This is a genomic window from Klebsiella sp. w6 (genome assembly GCF_033100215.1).
Taxonomy (GTDB): Bacteria; Pseudomonadota; Gammaproteobacteria; order Enterobacterales; family Enterobacteriaceae; genus Klebsiella; species Klebsiella variicola.
The window spans coordinates 1,597,064-1,616,285 of sequence record NZ_CP136907.1; the positions used below are offsets into that span (position 1 = coordinate 1,597,064).

General features: G+C 58.0%; 15 protein-coding genes. 12 read left to right on the plus strand and 3 right to left on the minus strand.

Features of this window, described 5'->3' with window-relative positions; genetic code table 11:
- The first annotated feature begins 107 nt into the window (after nt 1-107).
- Genes fruB through fruA form a run of 3 tightly spaced genes read left to right on the plus strand, consistent with a single transcriptional unit; the run spans nt 108 to nt 3,888 of the window.
- Nucleotides 108-1,238, plus strand: coding sequence for a fused PTS fructose transporter subunit IIA/HPr protein (gene fruB / locus R0140_RS07765; RefSeq protein WP_008804018.1), 1,131 nt, complete (start codon nt 108-110; stop codon nt 1,236-1,238).
- Nucleotides 1,239-2,177: a 1-phosphofructokinase gene (gene fruK / locus R0140_RS07770; protein ID WP_004103928.1), complete on the plus strand. Its 939-nt coding sequence runs from the start codon at nt 1,239-1,241 to the stop codon at nt 2,175-2,177. It abuts the gene before it with no gap.
- Between the two features lie 16 nt (nt 2,178-2,193).
- A complete protein-coding gene (gene fruA / locus R0140_RS07775) occupies nt 2,194-3,888 on the plus strand; it encodes a PTS fructose transporter subunit IIBC (protein WP_032755021.1) in 1,695 nt (564 codons plus the stop codon).
- Between the two features lie 52 nt (nt 3,889-3,940).
- Here fruA and nfo read toward each other — a convergent pair whose 3' ends face one another.
- Nucleotides 3,941-4,795, minus strand: coding sequence for a deoxyribonuclease IV (nfo, locus tag R0140_RS07780; RefSeq protein WP_012967549.1), 855 nt, complete (start codon nt 4,793-4,795; stop codon nt 3,941-3,943).
- A 71-nt stretch (nt 4,796-4,866) separates the two neighbouring features.
- Nucleotides 4,867-5,916 carry a YeiH family protein gene (locus R0140_RS07785; protein ID WP_012967550.1) on the minus strand — a complete coding sequence of 350 codons (1,050 nt, stop codon included), beginning with the start codon at nt 5,914-5,916 and terminating at the stop codon, nt 4,867-4,869.
- 267 nt (nt 5,917-6,183) lie between these two features.
- Here R0140_RS07785 and yieE point away from each other — a divergent pair, with 267 nt between their 5' ends.
- From yieE to cirA, 3 genes are all read left to right on the plus strand, one after another.
- Nucleotides 6,184-7,050 (plus strand): DNA-binding transcriptional regulator YeiE, encoded by an 867-nt coding sequence (yieE, locus tag R0140_RS07790; RefSeq protein WP_008804021.1) that lies wholly within the window; start codon nt 6,184-6,186, stop codon nt 7,048-7,050.
- Nucleotides 7,051-7,227: 177 nt separating this feature from the next.
- Nucleotides 7,228-8,697, plus strand: a complete 1,470-nt coding sequence (locus R0140_RS07795) for an amino acid permease (protein ID WP_008804022.1) — start codon at nt 7,228-7,230, stop codon at nt 8,695-8,697.
- A 299-nt stretch (nt 8,698-8,996) separates the two neighbouring features.
- A complete protein-coding gene (cirA, locus tag R0140_RS07800; protein ID WP_016161549.1) occupies nt 8,997-10,970 on the plus strand; it encodes a catecholate siderophore receptor CirA in 1,974 nt (657 codons plus the stop codon).
- Between the two features lie 70 nt (nt 10,971-11,040).
- On the opposite strand, the gene fghA is transcribed toward cirA, so the two are convergent.
- Nucleotides 11,041-11,874, minus strand: a complete 834-nt coding sequence (gene fghA, locus R0140_RS07805; protein WP_008804024.1) for an S-formylglutathione hydrolase — start codon at nt 11,872-11,874, stop codon at nt 11,041-11,043.
- A 360-nt stretch (nt 11,875-12,234) separates the two neighbouring features.
- Here fghA and folE point away from each other — a divergent pair, with 360 nt between their 5' ends.
- The 6 genes from folE to mglC all read left to right on the plus strand — a co-directional run bounded on the left by folE (nt 12,235) and on the right by mglC (nt 19,214).
- Nucleotides 12,235-12,903, plus strand: coding sequence for a GTP cyclohydrolase I FolE (gene folE, locus R0140_RS07810; protein WP_008804025.1), 669 nt, complete (start codon nt 12,235-12,237; stop codon nt 12,901-12,903).
- Nucleotides 12,904-12,918: 15 nt separating this feature from the next.
- A complete protein-coding gene (yeiB, locus tag R0140_RS07815) occupies nt 12,919-14,076 on the plus strand; it encodes a DUF418 domain-containing protein YeiB (RefSeq protein WP_008804026.1) in 1,158 nt (385 codons plus the stop codon).
- Nucleotides 14,077-14,231: 155 nt separating this feature from the next.
- On the plus strand, nt 14,232-15,254 hold the full coding sequence (gene galS, locus R0140_RS07820; protein ID WP_012967553.1) for an HTH-type transcriptional regulator GalS: 1,023 nt from the start codon (nt 14,232-14,234) through the stop codon (nt 15,252-15,254).
- A gap of 296 nt (nt 15,255-15,550) precedes the next feature.
- On the plus strand, nt 15,551-16,549 hold the full coding sequence (gene mglB, locus R0140_RS07825; protein ID WP_008804028.1) for a galactose/glucose ABC transporter substrate-binding protein MglB: 999 nt from the start codon (nt 15,551-15,553) through the stop codon (nt 16,547-16,549).
- A gap of 118 nt (nt 16,550-16,667) precedes the next feature.
- Nucleotides 16,668-18,188, plus strand: coding sequence for a galactose/methyl galactoside ABC transporter ATP-binding protein MglA (gene mglA / locus R0140_RS07830; RefSeq protein WP_008804029.1), 1,521 nt, complete (start codon nt 16,668-16,670; stop codon nt 18,186-18,188).
- A gap of 15 nt (nt 18,189-18,203) precedes the next feature.
- Entirely contained in the window at nt 18,204-19,214 is a 1,011-nt protein-coding gene (mglC, locus tag R0140_RS07835; RefSeq protein ID WP_002912871.1) for a galactose/methyl galactoside ABC transporter permease MglC, read from the plus strand.
- Nucleotides 19,215-19,222: the final 8 nt, after the last annotated feature.

Below are 19,222 nucleotides of genomic sequence, written 5' to 3' on the forward strand. Positions count from 1 at the left end.
AAAATTCTTGAAACGTTTCAGCGTCATTCGACAATCCGTTCCCCGTCAGATGGCGCCTTTTTTCTCAAGTTAGCTGAAACGATTCAATTCAGCAGGAGAGGAGAACCATGTTCCAGTTATCTGTGCAGGATATTCATCCCGGCCAGCAGGCCGGTAATAAAGAAGAGGCCATCCGGCAGGTCGCCGCCGCGCTGGTCAGCGCCGGCAACGTGGCTGATGGCTACGTGAACGGTATGCTGGCTCGCGAGCAGCAGACCTCGACCTTCCTCGGCAACGGGATTGCGATCCCGCACGGCACGACGGACACCCGTGACCAGGTGCTGAAGACCGGCGTCCAGGTATTTCAGTTCCCGCAGGGCGTCACCTGGGGCGAAGGGCAGACCGCCTATGTGGCGATCGGGATTGCCGCCAGCTCAGATGAACACCTTGGCCTGCTGCGTCAGCTGACCCATGTGCTAAGCGATGACGCGGTAGCCGCGCAGCTGCAGTCCGCCACCACCGCGGAAGAGCTGCGTGCGCTGCTGATGGGGGAAAAACAGAGCGAAGCGCTGAAGCTGGACAACGAGACCCTCAGCCTCGACGTGGCGGCCAGCGATCTGCTGACCCTGCAGGCGCTGAACGCGGCGCGACTGAAAGAAGTGGGTGCCGCTGACACGGCATTCGTAAGCCACGCTATCAACGATACGCCGCTGAACCTCGGTCAGGGCGTCTGGCTGAACGACAGTGCGGAAGGCAATCTGCGCAGCGCCGTGGCAGTCAGCCGCGCGGCTAATGCCTTTACCCGCGACGACCAGCCGGTTTCCCTGCTGGTCACGGTGGCGATGGCCGATGAGCAGCCGACTGCGGTGCTGAACCGCCTGAGCAAGCTGTTGCTGGACAAGAAAGCTGACCGTTTGCTGAAAGCCGACGCCGCCACCGTGCTGGCGCTGCTGACCAGCGACGATGCCATTGCGGAAGACGTGCTGAGCGCCGAATTCGTGGTGCGCAATGAGCACGGCCTGCATGCCCGACCGGGCACCATGCTGGTCAATACGATTAAACAATTCTCCAGCGACATCACCGTCACCAACCTCGACGGTTCCGGCAAGCCGGCCAACGGTCGCAGCCTGATGAAGGTCGTGGCGCTGGGTGTGAAAAAAGGTCACCGTCTGCGTTTCACCGCGCAGGGTGAGGATGCGCAACAAGCGCTGGATGCGATTGGCGAAGCGATCGCCGCAGGCCTTGGGGAGGGCGCATAAATGAGCAGACGTGTAGCAACGATTACGTTAAACCCGGCGTACGATCTGGTGGGGTTCACCCCGGAGATTGAACGCGGTGAAGTGAACCTGGTGCGCACCACCGGCCTGCATGCCGCCGGGAAAGGCATCAACGTGGCGAAAGTGCTGAAAGATCTCGGTATTGACGTCACCGTCGGCGGCTTCCTGGGCAAAGACAACCAGGATGGCTTTCAGCAGCTGTTCAGCGAGCTGGGGATCGCCAACCGTTTCCAGGTGGTGCAGGGCCGGACCCGCATCAACGTTAAGCTGACGGAAAAAGATGGCGAAGTGACGGATTTCAACTTCTCCGGCTTTGAAGTCACCCCGGGCGACTGGGAACGCTTCGTCAACGACTCCCTGAGCTGGCTCGGGCAGTTCGATATGGTCTGCGTCAGCGGCAGCCTGCCGTCCGGCGTCAGCCCGGAGGCCTTCACCGACTGGATGACCCGTCTGCGCAGCCAGTGCCCATGCATTATTTTCGACAGCAGCCGCGAAGCGCTGGTTGCCGGACTGAAAGCGGCGCCATGGCTGGTGAAACCGAACCGTCGCGAGCTGGAGATCTGGGCCGGGCGTAAGCTGCCGGAGATGAAAGATGTTATCGAAGCCGCCCATGCGCTGCGCGAGCAGGGTATCGCCCACGTGGTGATTTCCCTGGGTGAAGAGGGCGCGCTGTGGGTGAACGCCTCCGGTGAGTGGATTGCCAAACCGCCTTCAGTGGAAGTGGTCAGCACCGTCGGCGCCGGCGATTCGATGGTTGGCGGCCTGATTTACGGCCTGCTGATGCGTGAATCCAGCGAGCATACCCTGCGCCTGGCGACTGCCGTCGCTGCCCTGGCCGTCAGCCAGAGCAACGTGGGTATTACCGACCGTACCCAGTTGGCCGCGATGATGGCGCGCGTCGACTTACAACCCTTTAATTGACAGCAGGAGAGGCATAATGAAAACGCTGCTGATTATTGATGCCGGACTCGGACAGGCGCGCGCCTATATGGCGAAAACCCTGCTGGGAGCGGCAGCGCCTAAAGCGCACCTTGAACTGATTGATAACCCGAACGACGCCGAACTGGTGATTGTGCTGGGCGCGGCGCTGCCCACCGACAGCGCGCTGAACGGCAAACAGGTCTACCTTGGCGATATTAATCGCGCCGTGGCGCACCCGGAGCTGTTCCTCAGAGAAGCCAAAGGTCACGCAACGCCGTACGCGGCCCCTGCCGCTGCGGCAGCCCCGGCGGCTACCGGCGGACCGAAACGTATTGTCGCGGTCACGGCCTGCCCGACCGGCGTTGCTCATACCTTTATGGCGGCAGAAGCCATCGAAACCGAAGCCAAAAAACGCGGCTGGTGGGTGAAGGTGGAAACCCGCGGCTCCGTCGGGGCTGGCAATGCCATCACCCCGGAAGAGGTGGCCGAGGCGGATCTGGTGATCGTCGCTGCCGATATCGAGGTGGACCTGGCGAAATTCGCCGGTAAGCCAATGTATCGCACCACCACCGGTCTGGCGCTGAAGAAAACCGCCCAGGAGCTGGATAAAGCGGTGGCCGAAGCCAAACCGTACCAGCCGTCCGGTAAACCTCAGGCTGCTGGCGAAGGGAAAAAAGAGTCGGCGGGCGCCTACCGCCACCTGCTGACCGGCGTCTCCTACATGCTGCCGATGGTGGTGGCCGGGGGCCTGTGTATTGCGCTCTCCTTTGCCTTCGGGATCAAAGCGTTTGAAGTGAAAGACACCCTGGCGGCGGCGCTGATGCAGATCGGCGGCGGCTCGGCCTTCGCGCTGATGGTACCGGTGCTGGCAGGCTTTATCGCCTTCTCCATTGCCGACCGTCCGGGCCTGACCCCGGGTCTTATCGGCGGTATGCTGGCGGTCAGCGGCGGCTCCGGCTTTATCGGCGGGATCATCGCTGGTTTCCTTGCCGGTTACGTGGCGAAAGCCATCAGCACGAAGCTGAAACTGCCGCAGAGTATGGAAGCGTTGAAGCCAATCCTGATCATTCCGCTGGTCTCCAGCCTGATCGTGGGTCTGGCGATGATCTACCTGATCGGTAAACCGGTAGCCGGTATTCTCGCCTGGCTGACCCACTGGCTGCAAACCATGGGCACCGCGAACGCGGTTCTGCTGGGCGCAATCCTCGGCGCGATGATGTGTACCGACATGGGCGGGCCAGTGAATAAAGCGGCTTATGCCTTTGGCGTGGGCCTGCTGAGTACCCAGACCTACGCGCCGATGGCGGCGATCATGGCGGCCGGTATGGTGCCTCCGCTGGCGATGGGTATCGCGACGCTGGTTGCCCGCAATAAGTTCGACAAAGGGCAGCGTGAAGGGGGGAAAGCCGCGCTGGTTCTCGGCCTGTGCTTTATCTCTGAAGGGGCGATTCCTTTTGCCGCCCGTGACCCGATGCGCGTGCTGCCTTGCTGCATCGTCGGCGGCGCGGTAACCGGCGCTATCTCGATGGCGATTGGCGCAAAACTGATGGCGCCGCACGGCGGTCTGTTTGTCCTGCTGATCCCGGGAGCGATTACGCCGGTGCTGGGCTACCTGCTGGCGATTGTTGCCGGGACGCTGGTGGCGGGCCTCTCCTACGCGGTGCTGAAACGCCCGGAAGCGCAGGTAGTGGACGTCGAAAAAGCGGCATAATCTTACCGTAATAAAAAAGGGCCGATTGTTCGGCCCTTTTTTTGTCTCTGTTTTACGCCACTTCGGCGATCTGCTGCGCCCGCAGCCAGGCAATCTCTTCCGCCCAGATATCCGGGTTGATGGTTTCCAGAATCAGTGGAATGCCGTCGAAGCGGCTGTCCTGCATGATCCAGCGGAAGCAGTCGTGGCCAATGTTGCCTTCGCCAAGGCTATGGTGACGGTCAACGCGGCTGCCAAACGTACTCTTGGCATCATTCAGGTGCATGCCGCGCAGATACTGGAAGCCGACGATACGCTCGAAGTCGGCAAAGGTCTTCTCGCAGGCTTCGGCGCTGCGCAGGTCATAGCCGGCAGCGAACGCGTGGCAGGTATCGATGCAGACGCCGACGCGGGATTTATCTTCCACGCCGTCGATAATCGCCGCGAGGTGCTCGAACTTAAAGCCGAGGTTGCTGCCCTGGCCGGCGGTATTTTCGATAACCGCAGTAACGCCTTCGGTCTTCGCCAGCGCGATATTGATCGATTCGGCGATGCGCGCCAGGCACGCCTCCTCCGGGATCTGCTGCAGATGACTGCCGGGGTGGAAGTTGAGCAGCGTCAGCCCCAGCTGCTGGCAGCGGGTCATCTCATCAATGAAGGCATCACGGGATTTTTCCAGCGCCTCTTCCACCGGATGGCCGAGGTTAATCAGGTAGCTGTCGTGCGGCAGGATCTGCCCGGGGCCAAAGTGATACTTTTCGCAGGCGGCTTTGAATTCGGCGATGGTTTCGTCGCTGAGCGGCGCGGCGCGCCACTGGCGCTGGTTTTTGGTGAAGAGGGCGAAGGCGGTTGCTTCGATTTCGGCGGCGCGAATGGCGGCATTGGCCAGTCCACCTGAGGCGCTCACGTGCGCTCCTACGTATTTCATAAAAAAACTCCAGTTAAAGCCGCTGGGGGGTGGGTAATGATAGCGGCTTAACTGGAGAAAGATGTAGTGCTTTATGCCATCAGGCTGTGGATAGCGACGTTAATAGCCCCGCCGCCGACAATCAACCAGACGAACAGCATCAGCGCCATCAGCAGCGGTTTCGCCCCGGCTTTTTTCAGCGCGCTGACGTGAGTGGTAACCCCGAGGGCGGCCATTGCCATCGCCAGCAGAACGGTATCCAGCGTCACCAGCATATCCACCACGGCTTTCGGCAGCAGATGGAAGGAGTTAAACACCGCCACCAGGATGAACATAATCGCGAACCATGGAATGGTGATTTTGCTTTTCTCGCCGTTGCCTGCCGGGGTCAGCTGTTTAACACGCGCCGCCAGGAACAGCAGGAACGGAGCCAGCATCATGACGCGCAGCATTTTGGCGATAACCGCCGCGTTCTCGGCGTCCGGGCTGACCGCATGGCCGGCGGCAACCACCTGCGCCACTTCATGCATGGTGGAACCCATATAGATCCCGTAGGTCTCCGGAGTAAACCAGTGCGCCAGCAGCGGGTACATCGCCGGGTAGAGGAAGATGGCGATGGTACCGAAGATAACCACCGTGGCGACGGCGACCGTCACTTTACTGGCTTCGGCTTTGACCACCGGTTCGGTGGCGAGCACAGCCGCCGCGCCGCAGATGCTGCTGCCGGCGCCGATCAGCCAACTGGTGTGTTTGTCGAGACCAAACACTTTCTGGCCAAGGAAGCAGGCGATGAAAAAGGTACTGGAGAGCGTCAGAACGTCAATCAAAATACCGCTCACGCCGACGTCGGCAATCTGGGCGAACGTCAGGCGGAAGCCGTAGAGGATGATCCCCAGGCGCAGCAGGTGCTGCTTGGCGAAGATCACCCCGCCGTCGCAGGGCTGCCAGATTTTCGGGTAGACCGTGTTGCCGACGACCATCCCGAACAGGATAGCGAGGGTCAGGGCGCTAAAGCCTGCGCCGGCGATGGCCGGGAAACTCCCGGCCCACAGGGCGGCGCCGGTCAGCGCGGCGGTCAGCGCCAGGCCTGGGACAAAATGCCACAGGGAACGATGTTTGGTGGGTAAAGTGAGTGCTGTCATAACCTTCTCCTTTGTCTGCCTAAAGGTTACGCCGCGCGCGGTTAAATATAAAATTGATTATATGTTTATAATCAATCGTAATAAGTGGTTAAGGACCGCATCGTCGCTGACAAGGGGGGGCAGGGGAGCGATGCGGCGAAAGCGGGGTGGTTTCCCGGCAAGACGATGATTTTGTGACATAAGCGGATTTTCCTTCCTTCAGCCGCCTCGATTTGTGTCACCATAGTAAGGAAGGTTATTCAGGTTGGATTACTAAACGGGTGGGTTATGCATATTACGCTGCGGCAGTTGGAAGTGTTCGCCGAAGTCCATAAGAGTGGGTCAACCACTCAGGCGTCACAGATGCTGGCGCTTTCGCAATCTGCGGTCAGCGCCGCGCTGACCGATCTGGAAGGGCAGCTCGGCGTGCAGCTGTTTGACCGCGTCGGTAAACGACTGGTGGTGAATGAGCACGGACGGCTGCTGTACCCGCGTGCGCTGGCGCTGCTGGAGCGGGCGCTGGAGATCGAACAGCTGTTTCGCGGCGATAACGGGGCGATCCGGGTCTACGCCAGCAGCACCATCGGCAACTATATTATGCCGGAGATCATCGCCCGTTATCGCCATGACTTCCCGGAACTGCCGGTGGAATTGAGCGTCGGCAACAGCCTGGATGTGATCAACGCCGTCGCCGACCTGCGGGTGGATTTCGGTCTGATTGAGGGGCCGTGCCATGCCGCCGACATCATTGCCGAGCCGTGGCTGGAAGATGAGCTGGTGGTGTTTGCTGCGCCTGATTCGCCGCTGCTGGCGGGGGAGGTGACCCTGCAGCAACTGGCTGAGGCGCCGTGGATCCTGCGCGAGCATGGGTCCGGTACCCGGGAGATTGTCGATTATGTACTGCTGTCGCATCTGCCGGCGTTTCATATGGGCATGGAGCTGGGCAATTCGGAGGCGATCAAGCACGCCGTCCGGCATGGCCTGGGCATCAGCTGTTTATCGCGCCGGGTGATTGCCGAACAGCTGGCCTCGGGCACGCTGGCGGAGCTGAAAGTGCCATTGCCCCGGCTGACGCGCACGCTGTGGCGGATCCATCATCGGCAGAAGCATATTTCCAAAGCATTACAACGTTTTCTGCAATATTGCCAGGTGTAGCACCCGGTTTTTACGCCTCATAACGGGAGGAATTCGCTGGCAATTCCGCAGGTTAGTGCTTTACTAATAATTTGCGGGCGATCATGAAGCTCTCTTATAACTTTGCATTTGTACCGGATGGAACCCCGATCGTCTGCTACAATCGCGCCTCATTTTTTGGATGGATAGCATTATCACATGGTTTCGGAAACTAAAACCACAGAAGCGCCCACGCTACGTCGTGAACTGAAGGCGCGCCACTTGACCATGATCGCCATTGGCGGTTCCATCGGTACGGGTCTTTTTGTTGCCTCTGGCGCAACCATTTCGCAAGCAGGTCCCGGCGGGGCGCTGCTGTCTTATATTCTGATCGGTTTGATGGTCTATTTCCTGATGACCAGCCTGGGCGAGCTGGCGGCGTTTATGCCGGTGTCCGGTTCCTTCGCCACCTACGGCCAGAATTATGTTGAAGAAGGCTTCGGCTTCGCGCTGGGCTGGAACTACTGGTACAACTGGGCGGTGACGATCGCCGTTGACCTCGTGGCTTCGCAACTGGTGATGAGCTACTGGTTCCCTGATACCCCGGGCTGGATCTGGAGTGCCTTGTTCCTTGGCATTATGTTCCTGCTGAACTGGATCTCGGTGCGCGGCTTTGGCGAGGCGGAATACTGGTTCTCGCTGATCAAAGTCGCCACCGTCATTATCTTTATTATTGTCGGCGTGATGATGATTGTCGGCATCTTCAAAGGGTCGCAGCCCACTGGCTGGAGCAACTGGGGGATCGCTGATGCGCCATTCGCCGGTGGTTTCTCGGCGATGATCGGCGTGGCGATGATTGTCGGCTTCTCCTTCCAGGGCACTGAGCTTATCGGCATCGCGGCCGGTGAGTCTGAGGATCCGGAGAAGAACATCCCGCGCGCGGTGCGCCAGGTCTTCTGGCGTATCCTGCTGTTCTACGTTTTCGCCATTCTGATTATCAGCCTGATCATTCCGTACACCGACCCGAGCCTGCTGCGCAACGACGTGAAGGATATCTCCGTCAGCCCGTTCACGCTGGTCTTCCAGCATGCTGGTCTGCTGTCGGCGGCGGCGATCATGAACGCGGTTATCCTGACTGCCGTTCTGTCGGCCGGTAACTCCGGGATGTACGCTTCCACGCGTATGCTGTACACCCTGGCCTGCGACGGCAAAGCGCCGCGTATTTTCTCGAAGCTGTCGCGTGGCGGCGTGCCGCGCAACGCGCTGTACGCGACCACTGTTATCGCGGCGCTGTGCTTCCTGACGTCCATGTTCGGCAACCAGACGGTGTACCTGTGGCTGCTGAACACCTCCGGGATGACCGGCTTTATCGCCTGGCTGGGTATTGCGATCAGCCACTATCGTTTCCGTCGCGGCTACGTCATGCAGGGTAACGATATTAATAATCTGCCGTATCGTTCCGGGTTCTTCCCGCTGGGGCCGATCTTCGCCTTCGTGCTGTGCCTGATCATCACCCTCGGACAGAACTACGAAGCGTTCCTCAAGGACACCATTGACTGGGGCGGCGTGGCGGCGACCTACATCGGTATTCCGCTGTTCCTCGTCATCTGGTTTGGTTACAAGCTGGCGAAAGGCACCCGCTTTGTTCGCTACAGCGAAATGACCTTCCCGGACCGCTTTAAGCGTTAATCTTCGCAATTGTGCGATAAAAGCCCTCTGAAAAGAGGGCTTTTTTTATGTCCGCACGGTTACAGCTTGACACAATTCTTCATAATTATATTGATAATCGTAATCATTATCTTTATCATTTTCGCGCATTACGGATGAAGCCACTCCCCGTCTCTGCCATTGGGTCAGACTGACATCGGGCGACCAGCCACATCGACGAGAAAACAGCGCGAGCATGTCGCCGACAGAGCGACAGGCCGCCAGCGCGTGTGAGCAGCACCTTTTTGTTTGTTTGGTTGTACACCTCATGGAGATTTGGAATGTTCAGGTTAAACCCTTTTATCCGGGCGGGATTGTCTGCGTCCGTCGTATCATTGGCGTTTCCGGCTCTCGCCGATGTAAATGAAGAAACGCTGGTGGTGACCGCCTCGGCCACTGAACAGAGCGTCAAAGACGCGCCGGCGAGCATCAGCGTCATCACCCAGCAGGATTTACAACGTAAGCCCGTCCAGAACCTGAAAGACGTACTGCGCGATGTCCCTGGGGTCCAGCTCACTAACGAAGGAGATAACCGCAAGGGCGTCAGCATTCGCGGTCTGAGCAGCAGCTATACCCTGATCCTCGTCGACGGGAAACGCGTCAACTCCCGCAACGCCGTCTTCCGCCACAATGACTTCGACCTGAACTGGATCCCGGTGGATGCCATCGAACGTATCGAGGTGGTGCGCGGCCCGATGTCCTCCCTTTACGGTTCCGATGCGCTCGGCGGCGTGGTCAACATTATTACCAAAAAAATCGGCCAGAAATGGACCGGGACGCTGAGCGCCGATACCACCATTCAGGAACACCGCGATCGCGGCGATACCTGGAACGGTCAGTTCTTCACCAGCGGTCCGCTGATCGACGGCGTGCTCGGGATGAAGGCCTACGGCAGCCTGGCAAAACGCGCCAAGGACGATCCGCAGTCTTCCAGCAGCGCCACCGGCGAGACGCCGCGCATCGAGGGCTTCACCAGCCGCGATGGCAATGTTGAATTCGCCTGGACGCCGGGCGAAAACCATGATTTTACGGCGGGCTATGGCTTTGACCGTCAGGATCGTGATTCCGATTCCCTTGACCGCAACCGCCTTGAGCGTGAGAACTACTCCCTGAGCCATAATGGCCGCTGGGATATGGGCAACAGCGAGCTCAAGTTCTACGGCGAAAAGGTGGATAACAAAAATCCGGGGCAGAACGGGACCATCACCTCGGAAAGCAATGCCATCGACGGCAAGTATGTCCTGCCGCTGGACATGATTAACCAGCTGGTGACCTTCGGCGGCGAATGGCGCCACGATAAACTCAAAGATCCGGTCAACCTGAGCAGTGGCGGCCAGTCGACCTCCGCCAGTCAGTACGCCCTGTTTATCGAAGACGAATGGCGCATCATCGAGCCGCTGGCGCTGACCACCGGCATTCGTATGGACGACCATCAGACCTATGGCGATCACTGGAGCCCACGCGCCTATCTGGTGTATAACGCCACCGATACCGTCACCGTCAAAGGCGGCTGGGCGACGGCGTTTAAAGCCCCGTCGCTGCTGCAGCTTAACCCCGACTGGACCACCAACTCCTGCCGCGGGTCGTGCAGCATCATCGGTAACCCGGACCTGAAACCGGAAACCAGTGAAAGTTTCGAGCTCGGTCTCTACTACCGTGGGGAAGAGGGCTGGCTGCAGGATGTTGAAGGCAGCATCACCACCTTCCAGAATAATGTCGACGATATGATCGATGTTCTGCGCACCTCCAGCGCCAGCGAAGCGCCGGGCTACCCGAACTTTGTCGGCTGGAAAACCGTCAACGGCAAGCGCGTGCCGATCTTCCGCTATTTCAACGTCAACAAAGCCCGCATCAAAGGGGTGGAGACGGAGGTGAAGATCCCGTTTGGCGATGAGTGGAAGCTGACGATGAACTACACCTATAACGATGGCCGCGATCTGAGCAATGGCGGCGACAAACCGCTGCAGACGCTGCCGTTCCATACCGCCAACGGCACGCTTGACTGGAAACCGCTGGACGACTGGTCCTTCTACGTGACGGCCAACTATACCGGCCAGCAACGCGCGGTAAGCGCCACCGGCAAAACGCCGGGCGGCTACACCCTGTTTGACGTTGGCGCGGCATGGCAGGTGACCAAAAACGTGAAACTGCGCTCCGGGGTGCAGAACGTGGGTGATAAAGATCTGAGCCGGGACGACTACAGCTATACCGAAGAGGGCCGTCGCTACTTTATGGCGGTGGATTATCGCTTCTGATCGTCGGCACTAAAACGTGGCCTGCGGGCCTGAGCATGCGCCGCGAAGCTGCTTCGCGGCGCAGTGGCGTTTAGGCAAAGAGATGCTGCGCATGGAAGCGCAGATGGTCTTCAATAAACGAGGCAATGAAGTAATAGCTGTGGTCGTAGCCAGGCTGGATACGCAGCGTTAACGGCCAGGCCTTCTGGCGGGCGGTTTCCGCCAGTACGGCCGGCTGTAATTGCCCGGCGAGGAACGGATCGTTATCGCCCTGGTCGATCAGCGTCGGCACGGCGTCAGCCGGCTGGCTGGCCTGCATCAGCGCGCAGCTGTCCCACGACTGCCATGTCGATTCATCCGCGCCCAGATAGGCGGTAAACGCTTTCTTGCCCCACGGCACCTGGCCGGGATTGACGATCGGCGCGAAGGCGGAGACGCTGGCGTAGCGGCCCGGATTTTTGAGCGCCATTACCAGCGCGCCGTGACCGCCCATCGAATGGCCGCTGATGGCGCAGCGTTCGCCGACGCTAAACTCGCTACGGATCAGCGCGGGCAGTTCATCGCGCAGATAATCATACATCCGATAGTGCGCCGCCCACGGCGCCTCGGTGGCATTCAGGTAGAAGCCGGCTCCTTGCCCCAGATCGTATCCATCATCGTTGGCGACCTCATCACCGCGCGGGCTGGTATCCGGCATCACCAGCGCGATGCCCAGCTCAGCGGCAATGCGCTGGGCGCCCGCCTTGGTGGTAAAGTTTTCGTCGTTACAGGTTAGCCCGGACAGCCAGTACAGTACCGGCGGCGGCGTTTCGCGCTCAGGCGGTAAAAAAATGCTGAACGTCATGGCGCAGTTCAGGACAGGGGAGTGATGACGCCAGCGTTGTTGCCGACCGTCAAAACAGCGATGCTCTTCAAGCAGTTCCATGCAAGGCTCCTCGAAAGGGGGGGGCGCGTAAACGTTCATAATACAGATATTTCATTAGCCGGTGAGTAACTTTCACTTTCTCCTTTTGAGAACTTACTGCATCATTAATGCAACTTATAGCCAACATGCCGGTGTAGCGATGGCGCTTATGGATGCGTACAGCGGTTAGATCATTCCGGATTCGGCGATAAGGATTTGGCGCCGCGCCTGAGGCGCGGCTTCAGGCCCTAATAAAAGGCAGCGCCAATTTCAATAATTATCGTTACGGCTACTGGATTCTGTGCGCCACCTCACGCACAATGAATACAAACTTTGCCCCCAGAAAAAGCAAAGAGCGCCACACCTGCAGGAGAAACCCAAATGTCATCACTGAGTAAAGAAGCCGTCCTCGTTCATGAAGCGCTGGTCGCTCGTGGGCTGGAGACGCCGATGCGTGCGCCAGTACAAGAAATTGATAACGAAACACGCAAGCGTTTGATTACCGGTCATATGACCGAGATTATGCAACTGCTGAATCTGGATCTGAGTGATGACAGTCTGATGGAGACCCCGCATCGCATCGCCAAAATGTATGTCGATGAGATCTTCTCCGGGCTGGATTACTCCCGCTTCCCGAAAATCACCGTCATTGAAAACAAAATGAAGGTTGATGAAATGGTGACCGTGCGCGATATCACCCTGACCAGCACCTGCGAACACCATTTCGTCACCATCGATGGTAAAGCGACAGTAGCCTATATCCCGAAAGATGCGGTGATCGGCCTGTCGAAAATCAACCGCATCGTGCAGTTTTTCGCTCAGCGTCCGCAGGTCCAGGAGCGTCTGACCCAGCAGATCCTGATCGCGCTGCAGACGCTGCTCGGCACCAGCAACGTGGCGGTATCCATTGACGCGGTGCATTACTGCGTGAAGGCGCGCGGCATTCGCGATGCGACCAGCGCCACCACCACCACCTCTCTCGGCGGCCTGTTTAAATCCAGCCAGAATACCCGCCAGGAATTCCTGCGCGCAGTACGTCACCACAACTAAAACGGAGCAGGGTACATGGAGAGAAATGTCACGCTGGACTTTGTCCGCGGCGTCGCCATCCTCGGTATCCTGCTTCTCAATATCAGCGCCTTCGGCTTGCCGAAGGCCGCTTACCTCAATCCCGCCTGGTCAGGAAGCGCGACCCTCAGCGATGCCTGGACGTGGGCACTCCTCGACCTGCTGGCGCAGGTGAAGTTTCTCACCCTGTTCGCGTTGCTGTTTGGCGCCGGTCTGCAGCTATTGCTCCCGCGAGGGAAGCGCTGGATCCAGTCGCGGCTGACGCTGCTGGCGCTGCTCGGTTTCATTCACGGTCTTTTTTTCTGGGATGGCGACATTCTGCTGGCCTACGCCCTGGTGGGGCTGGTGAGCTGGCGCATGGTGCGTGAGGCGCACCATGTCAAATCGCTGTTCAATACCGGGGTGGTGCTCTACCTCATCGGCATTGCGGTGCTGGTCCTGCTGGGAGTCATCTCCGGGACGGCGGCGAATCGCTCCTGGGTGCCGGATGCGGCGAACCTGCAGTATGAGCAGTACTGGAAGCTGCACGGCGGCATGGAGGCGGTCAGCAACCGGGCGGATATGCTATCGGACAATCTGCTGGCGCTGGGCGCCCAGTATGGCTGGCAGCTGGCGGGGATGATGCTGATGGGCGCGGCGCTAATGCGCAGCGGCTGGCTCAAAGGGCAGTTCAGTCTGCGTCACTACCGGCGCACGGGTGCCCTGCTGGTGGTTGCCGGCATGGCGGTAAATCTGCCGGCAATATTCGCCCAGTGGTATCTGGCCTGGGACTATCGCTGGTGCGCGTTTTTGCTGCAGGCGCCGCGCGAACTGAGCGCCCCCTTACAGGCGATCGGCTATGCCTCGCTGGCCTGGGGCTACTGGCCGCAGCTGTGCCGTTTCCGCCTGGTGGGCGCTATCGCCTGCGTCGGACGCATGGCGCTGACCAACTACCTGTTGCAGACCCTGATCTGCACCACCCTGTTTTATCATCTCGGGCTGTTTATGCGCTTCGATCGTCTGCAGCTGCTGGCCTTTGTTCCCCCCATCTGGGCCGTTAACCTCCTTGTCTCATCGCTGTGGCTGCGCCGCTTCCGCCAGGGGCCGGTGGAATGGCTGTGGCGTCAGTTAACCCTGCGTGCGTCAGGCACATCATTGAAAGACACATCCAGATAACGATCTCGATCACAATCATTAACAAAACGGATGTAAACGTTTCCAGCCGTGTGACCTCACTCACGTAGCGGACCGCGGGTCGCTGCCAGAATAGCCTCCTTGCTGAGCACAGGAGGTGAATGTGACGTGCTGTAATTCTCTTAAGGTCGCTGAGTATGATCACCATTCGTGATGTCGCCCGCCAGGCGGGTGTATCCGTGGCCACCGTGTCGCGGGTGCTGAACAACAGCGCGCTGGTGAGTCCGGATACGCGCGACGCCGTGATGAAAGCGGTGACCCAACTGGGCTACCGACCCAACGCCAACGCCCAGGCGCTGGCCACCCAGGTGAGCGATACCATCGGCGTGGTGGTGATGGACGTCTCCGACGCCTTCTTCGGCGCGCTGGTGAAAGCGGTGGATACCGTCGCCCAGCAGCATCAGAAGTATGTGCTGATCGGCAACAGCTATCACGAGGCGGAAAAAGAGCGCCACGCCATCGAGGTGCTGATCCGCCAGCGCTGCTCGGCGCTGATTGTCCATTCGAAAGCGCTCAGCGATGATGAACTGAGCGACTTTATGCAACATATCCCGGGAATGGTGCTGATCAACCGCATTGTGCCAGGCTTTGCCCATCGCTGCGTCGGGCTCGACAACGTCAGCGGCGCGCTGATGGCCACCCGCATGCTGCTCAATCACGGTCACCAGCGCATCGGCTATCTCTCCTCAAACCACGGCATTGAAGATGACGATATGCGCCGGGAAGGGTGGAGCAAAGCGCTGCAGGAGCAGGGCATCATCGCCCCGGACAGCTGGGTCGGTTCTGGCTCCCCGGATATGCAGGGCGGCGAGGCGGCGATGGTCGAACTGCTGGGGCGCAATCTCGGTCTCACCGCGGTATTTGCCTATAACGACAGCATGGCGGCCGGCGCGCTGACGACCCTGAAGGACAACGGCATTGTCGTGCCGCAGCATCTGTCGCTGATTGGCTTTGATGATATTCCTATTTCCCGTTACACCGATCCTCAACTCACTACCGTGCGCTATCCGGTAATGTCGATGGCAAAGCTGGCCACCGAGCTGGCGCTGCTGGGGGCGGCCGGCAAGCTGGATCGCGAGGCAACGCACTGCTTTATGCCGACGCTGGTGCGCCGTCATTCCGTTGCCCAGCGGCAAACTGTGGGGCCGATCACTAACTGAAGCGGTGATGGGATGTAACCGCTTTCAATTTGTGAGTAAATTCACAGTATATTAACATTCGCCTGATTATGATGGCAGCGTTTACCAGTCTGAACCACGAGGTGATGGGTTATCCTCACTTTTTTAAGTAGGAACAAGGCGTTAAACGAGTTTTAGAGCCGTATCTTTCTGGAGCGTTACCCGACACGGAAGACCGAATTTTCGTCGTGAAATGCGTTGTGCGGTAACACTAATGCAACAAACCCCGCCCGCACTTTTTCACAATAATGACCCTGCATAATAAAACCGGAGATTCCATGAATAAGAAGGTGTTTACCCTGTCTGCTGTAATGGCTGGTCTGTTATTTGGCGCCGCCGCACACGCAGCAGATACCCGTATCGGCGTGACGATTTATAAATATGACGACAACTTTATGTCGGTGGTGCGTAAGGCAATTGAAAAAGATGGCAAATCCGCGCCTGACGTCCAGCTGCTGATGAATGACTCGCAGAACGACCAGTCGAAACAAAACGATCAAATTGACGTGCTGTTGGCGAAAGGCGTGAAGGCGCTGGCGATTAACCTGGTTGACCCGGCGGCAGCGGGAACGGTGATTGAAAAAGCGCGCGGGCAGAATATTCCGGTGGTGTTCTTCAACAAAGAGCCTTCCCGCAAAGCGCTGGATAGTTATGACAAGGCTTATTACGTCGGTACCGATTCGAAAGAGTCGGGGATTATTCAGGGCGATCTGATCGCCAAGCACTGGAAAGCCAACCCGAACTGGGATCTGAATAAAGACGGCCAGATCCAGTTCGTCCTGCTGAAAGGCGAGCCGGGCCATCCGGATGCGGAAGCGCGTACCACCTACGTTATCAAAGAGCTGAATGATAAAGGTCTGAAGACCCAGCAGCTGCAACTGGATACCGCCATGTGGGATACCGCGCAGGCGAAAGACAAAATGGACGCCTGGCTCTCCGGCCCGAATGCGAACAAGATTGAAGTAGTGATCGCGAACAACGATGCCATGGCGATGGGCGCGGTTGAAGCGCTGAAAGCGCACAACAAGAGCAGCATTCCGGTGTTTGGCGTCGATGCCCTGCCAGAAGCGCTGGCGCTGGTGAAATCCGGCGCGATGGCCGGTACCGTGCTGAACGATGCCAACAACCAGGCGAAAGCGACCTTCGATCTGGCGAAAAACCTCGCGGAAGGTAAAGAAGCCGCGGCGGGCACCAACTGGAAAATTGACAACAAGATTGTTCGCGTACCGTACGTGGGCGTCGATAAAGACAACCTGAGCCAGTTTACCGGCAAGTAATCGTGATGTGAGTTGCGGGCGTGGTTTAACCACGCCCGATTATTCCTGATACAGAACCAGACTCCTGCTGGCGTAATTGCGCCGGACGGGGCGTGCATGAACGCAGCCAGGTATAACTATGGTCAGCAATAATAGCGAACGGTCAGGCGAATATTTGTTGGAAATGACCAACATCAACAAATCGTTTCCTGGCGTCAAGGCTCTTGATAATGTCAACCTGAAGGTTCGTCCGCACTCCATTCATGCGTTAATGGGTGAGAACGGCGCCGGCAAATCGACATTATTAAAATGCCTTTTTGGGATCTATCAAAAAGATTCCGGTAGCATTCTTTTTCAGGGAAAAGAGATCGATTTCCATTCGGCGAAAGAAGCCCTGGAAAACGGTATATCGATGGTGCATCAGGAATTAAACCTGGTTTTACAGCGTTCAGTCATGGATAACATGTGGCTCGGACGCTATCCCACCAAAGGCATGTTTGTCGATCAGGACAAAATGTACCGGGATACCAAGGCCATTTTTGATGAGCTGGATATTGATATCGACCCGCGCGCCCGCGTCGGTACCTTATCGGTATCCCAGATGCAGATGATTGAGATCGCTAAGGCGTTTTCCTATGACGCCAAAATCGTCATCATGGACGAGCCGACGTCATCGCTGACGGAAAAAGAGGTCAACCATCTGTTTAAGATCATCCGCAAGCTGAAAGATCGCGGCTGCGGTATCGTCTATATCTCGCATAAAATGGAAGAAATTTTCCAGCTGTGCGATGAAATAACCATCCTGCGCGACGGCCAGTGGATCGCCACCCAGCCGCTGGAAGGGCTGGATATGGACAAGATTATCGCCATGATGGTCGGGCGCTCGCTCAACCAGCGTTTTCCGGATCGCGAAAATACCCCGGGAGAAGTGATCCTCCAGGTGCGCAATCTCACCTCGCTGCGTCAACCCTCCATTCGCGATGTCTCCTTTGATCTGCATAAGGGCGAAATTCTCGGTATCGCCGGCCTGGTAGGCGCTAAACGCACCGACATCGTGGAGACCCTGTTCGGGATCCGTGAGAAGGCCAGCGGCACCATCACCCTGCACGGTAAGAAGATCAACAACCACAGCGCCAACGAGGCGATTAACCACGGTTTTGCACTGGTGACCGAGGAGCGGCGCTCCACCGGGATTTATGCCTATCTGGATATCGGTTTTAACTCGCTGATCTCCAATATTAAGAAATATAAAAACAGCATCGGCTTGCTGGATAACTCGCGAATGAAGAGCGACACCCAGTGGGTTATTGACTCGATGCGCGTTAAAACCCCCGGCCAGCATACGCAGATCGGTTCGCTTTCCGGTGGTAACCAGCAAAAGGTCATTATAGGCCGCTGGCTGCTGACCCAGCCGGAGATCCTGATGCTGGATGAGCCAACGCGCGGTATCGACGTCGGCGCCAAATTCGAGATCTACCAGCTGATTGCCGAGCTGGCTAAAAAAGACAAAGGGATCATTATTATTTCTTCCGAAATGCCGGAACTGCTGGGGATTACCGACCGCATTCTGGTGATGAGCAATGGCCTTGTCGCGGGCATTGTAGAGACTAAAACCACCACGCAAAACGAAATACTGCGTCTTGCGTCATTGCACCTTTAAGATCAGGGGCTTCACATGAGTGCGTTAAATAAAAAGAGTTTTCTCACTTACCTGAAAGAGGGTGGGATATATGTCGTCCTTCTGGTCCTGTTGGCCATTATTATTTTCCAGGATCCGACATTTTTAAGTCTGCTCAACCTGAGTAATATCCTGACTCAGTCTTCGGTGCGTATTATTATTGCCCTGGGCGTGGCCGGACTTATCGTCACGCAGGGGACCGACCTCTCCGCCGGCCGTCAGGTGGGACTGGCGGCGGTGATTGCCGCCACCATGCTGCAGGCGGTGGATAATGCCAACAAGGTGTTCCCGGATATGGCGACCATGCCGATCCCGTTGGTGATCCTGCTGGTGTGCGCCATCGGGGCGGTCATCGGCCTGATTAACGGGATCGTCATCGCCTACCTGAACGTGACGCCGTTTATTACCACCCTCGGCACTATGATCATCGTGTACGGCATTAACTCGCTGTACTACGACTTCGTGGGCGCGTCGCCGATCTCCGGTTTTGACAGCCACTTCTCCCATTTTGCCCAGGGGTTTGTGGCGCTGGGCTCGTTCCGCCTGTCCTACATTACCTTCTACGCGCTGATTGCCGTCTTCTTTGTCTGGATCCTGTGGAACAAGACGCGCTTTGGTAAAAACATCTTCGCTATCGGCGGTAACCCGGAAGCGGCGAAAGTCTCCGGGGTTAACGTGGCGTTGAACCTGCTGATGATCTATGCCCTCTCCGGCGTGTTTTACGCCTTCGGCGGCCTGCTGGAAGCCGGGCGTATCGGCTCGGCGACCAATAACCTCGGCTTTATGTACGAACTGGACGCCATCGCCGCCTGCGTGGTGGGCGGCGTTTCGTTCAGCGGCGGGGTAGGGACCGTATTCGGCGTGGTGACCGGGGTGATTATCTTCACCGTCATCAACTACGGCCTGACCTATATCGGCGTCAACCCTTACTGGCAGTACATTATTAAGGGGGCGATTATTATCTTCGCCGTGGCGCTGGACTCCCTGAAATACGCCCGTAAGAAATAAGATTGAAC

Excerpts from the sequence above, each read along its gene's own strand:
- nfo (WP_012967549.1), bottom strand. The coding sequence starts at position 4,795 with ATGAAATACGTAGGAGCGCACGTGAGCGCCTCAGGTGGACTGGCCAAT.
- galS (WP_012967553.1), top strand. The coding sequence starts at position 14,232 with ATGATCACCATTCGTGATGTCGCCCGCCAGGCGGGTGTATCCGTGGCC.
- yeiB (WP_008804026.1), top strand. The coding sequence starts at position 12,919 with ATGGAGAGAAATGTCACGCTGGACTTTGTCCGCGGCGTCGCCATCCTC.
- yieE (WP_008804021.1), top strand. The coding sequence starts at position 6,184 with ATGCATATTACGCTGCGGCAGTTGGAAGTGTTCGCCGAAGTCCATAAG.
- R0140_RS07795 (WP_008804022.1), top strand. The coding sequence starts at position 7,228 with ATGGTTTCGGAAACTAAAACCACAGAAGCGCCCACGCTACGTCGTGAA.
- fruB (WP_008804018.1), top strand. The coding sequence starts at position 108 with ATGTTCCAGTTATCTGTGCAGGATATTCATCCCGGCCAGCAGGCCGGT.
- R0140_RS07785 (WP_012967550.1), bottom strand. The coding sequence starts at position 5,916 with ATGACAGCACTCACTTTACCCACCAAACATCGTTCCCTGTGGCATTTT.
- cirA (WP_016161549.1), top strand. The coding sequence starts at position 8,997 with ATGTTCAGGTTAAACCCTTTTATCCGGGCGGGATTGTCTGCGTCCGTC.
- fruK (WP_004103928.1), top strand. The coding sequence starts at position 1,239 with ATGAGCAGACGTGTAGCAACGATTACGTTAAACCCGGCGTACGATCTG.
- mglC (WP_002912871.1), top strand. The coding sequence starts at position 18,204 with ATGAGTGCGTTAAATAAAAAGAGTTTTCTCACTTACCTGAAAGAGGGT.
- fghA (WP_008804024.1), bottom strand. The coding sequence starts at position 11,874 with ATGGAACTGCTTGAAGAGCATCGCTGTTTTGACGGTCGGCAACAACGC.
- folE (WP_008804025.1), top strand. The coding sequence starts at position 12,235 with ATGTCATCACTGAGTAAAGAAGCCGTCCTCGTTCATGAAGCGCTGGTC.
- mglA (WP_008804029.1), top strand. The coding sequence starts at position 16,668 with ATGGTCAGCAATAATAGCGAACGGTCAGGCGAATATTTGTTGGAAATG.
- fruA (WP_032755021.1), top strand. The coding sequence starts at position 2,194 with ATGAAAACGCTGCTGATTATTGATGCCGGACTCGGACAGGCGCGCGCC.
- mglB (WP_008804028.1), top strand. The coding sequence starts at position 15,551 with ATGAATAAGAAGGTGTTTACCCTGTCTGCTGTAATGGCTGGTCTGTTA.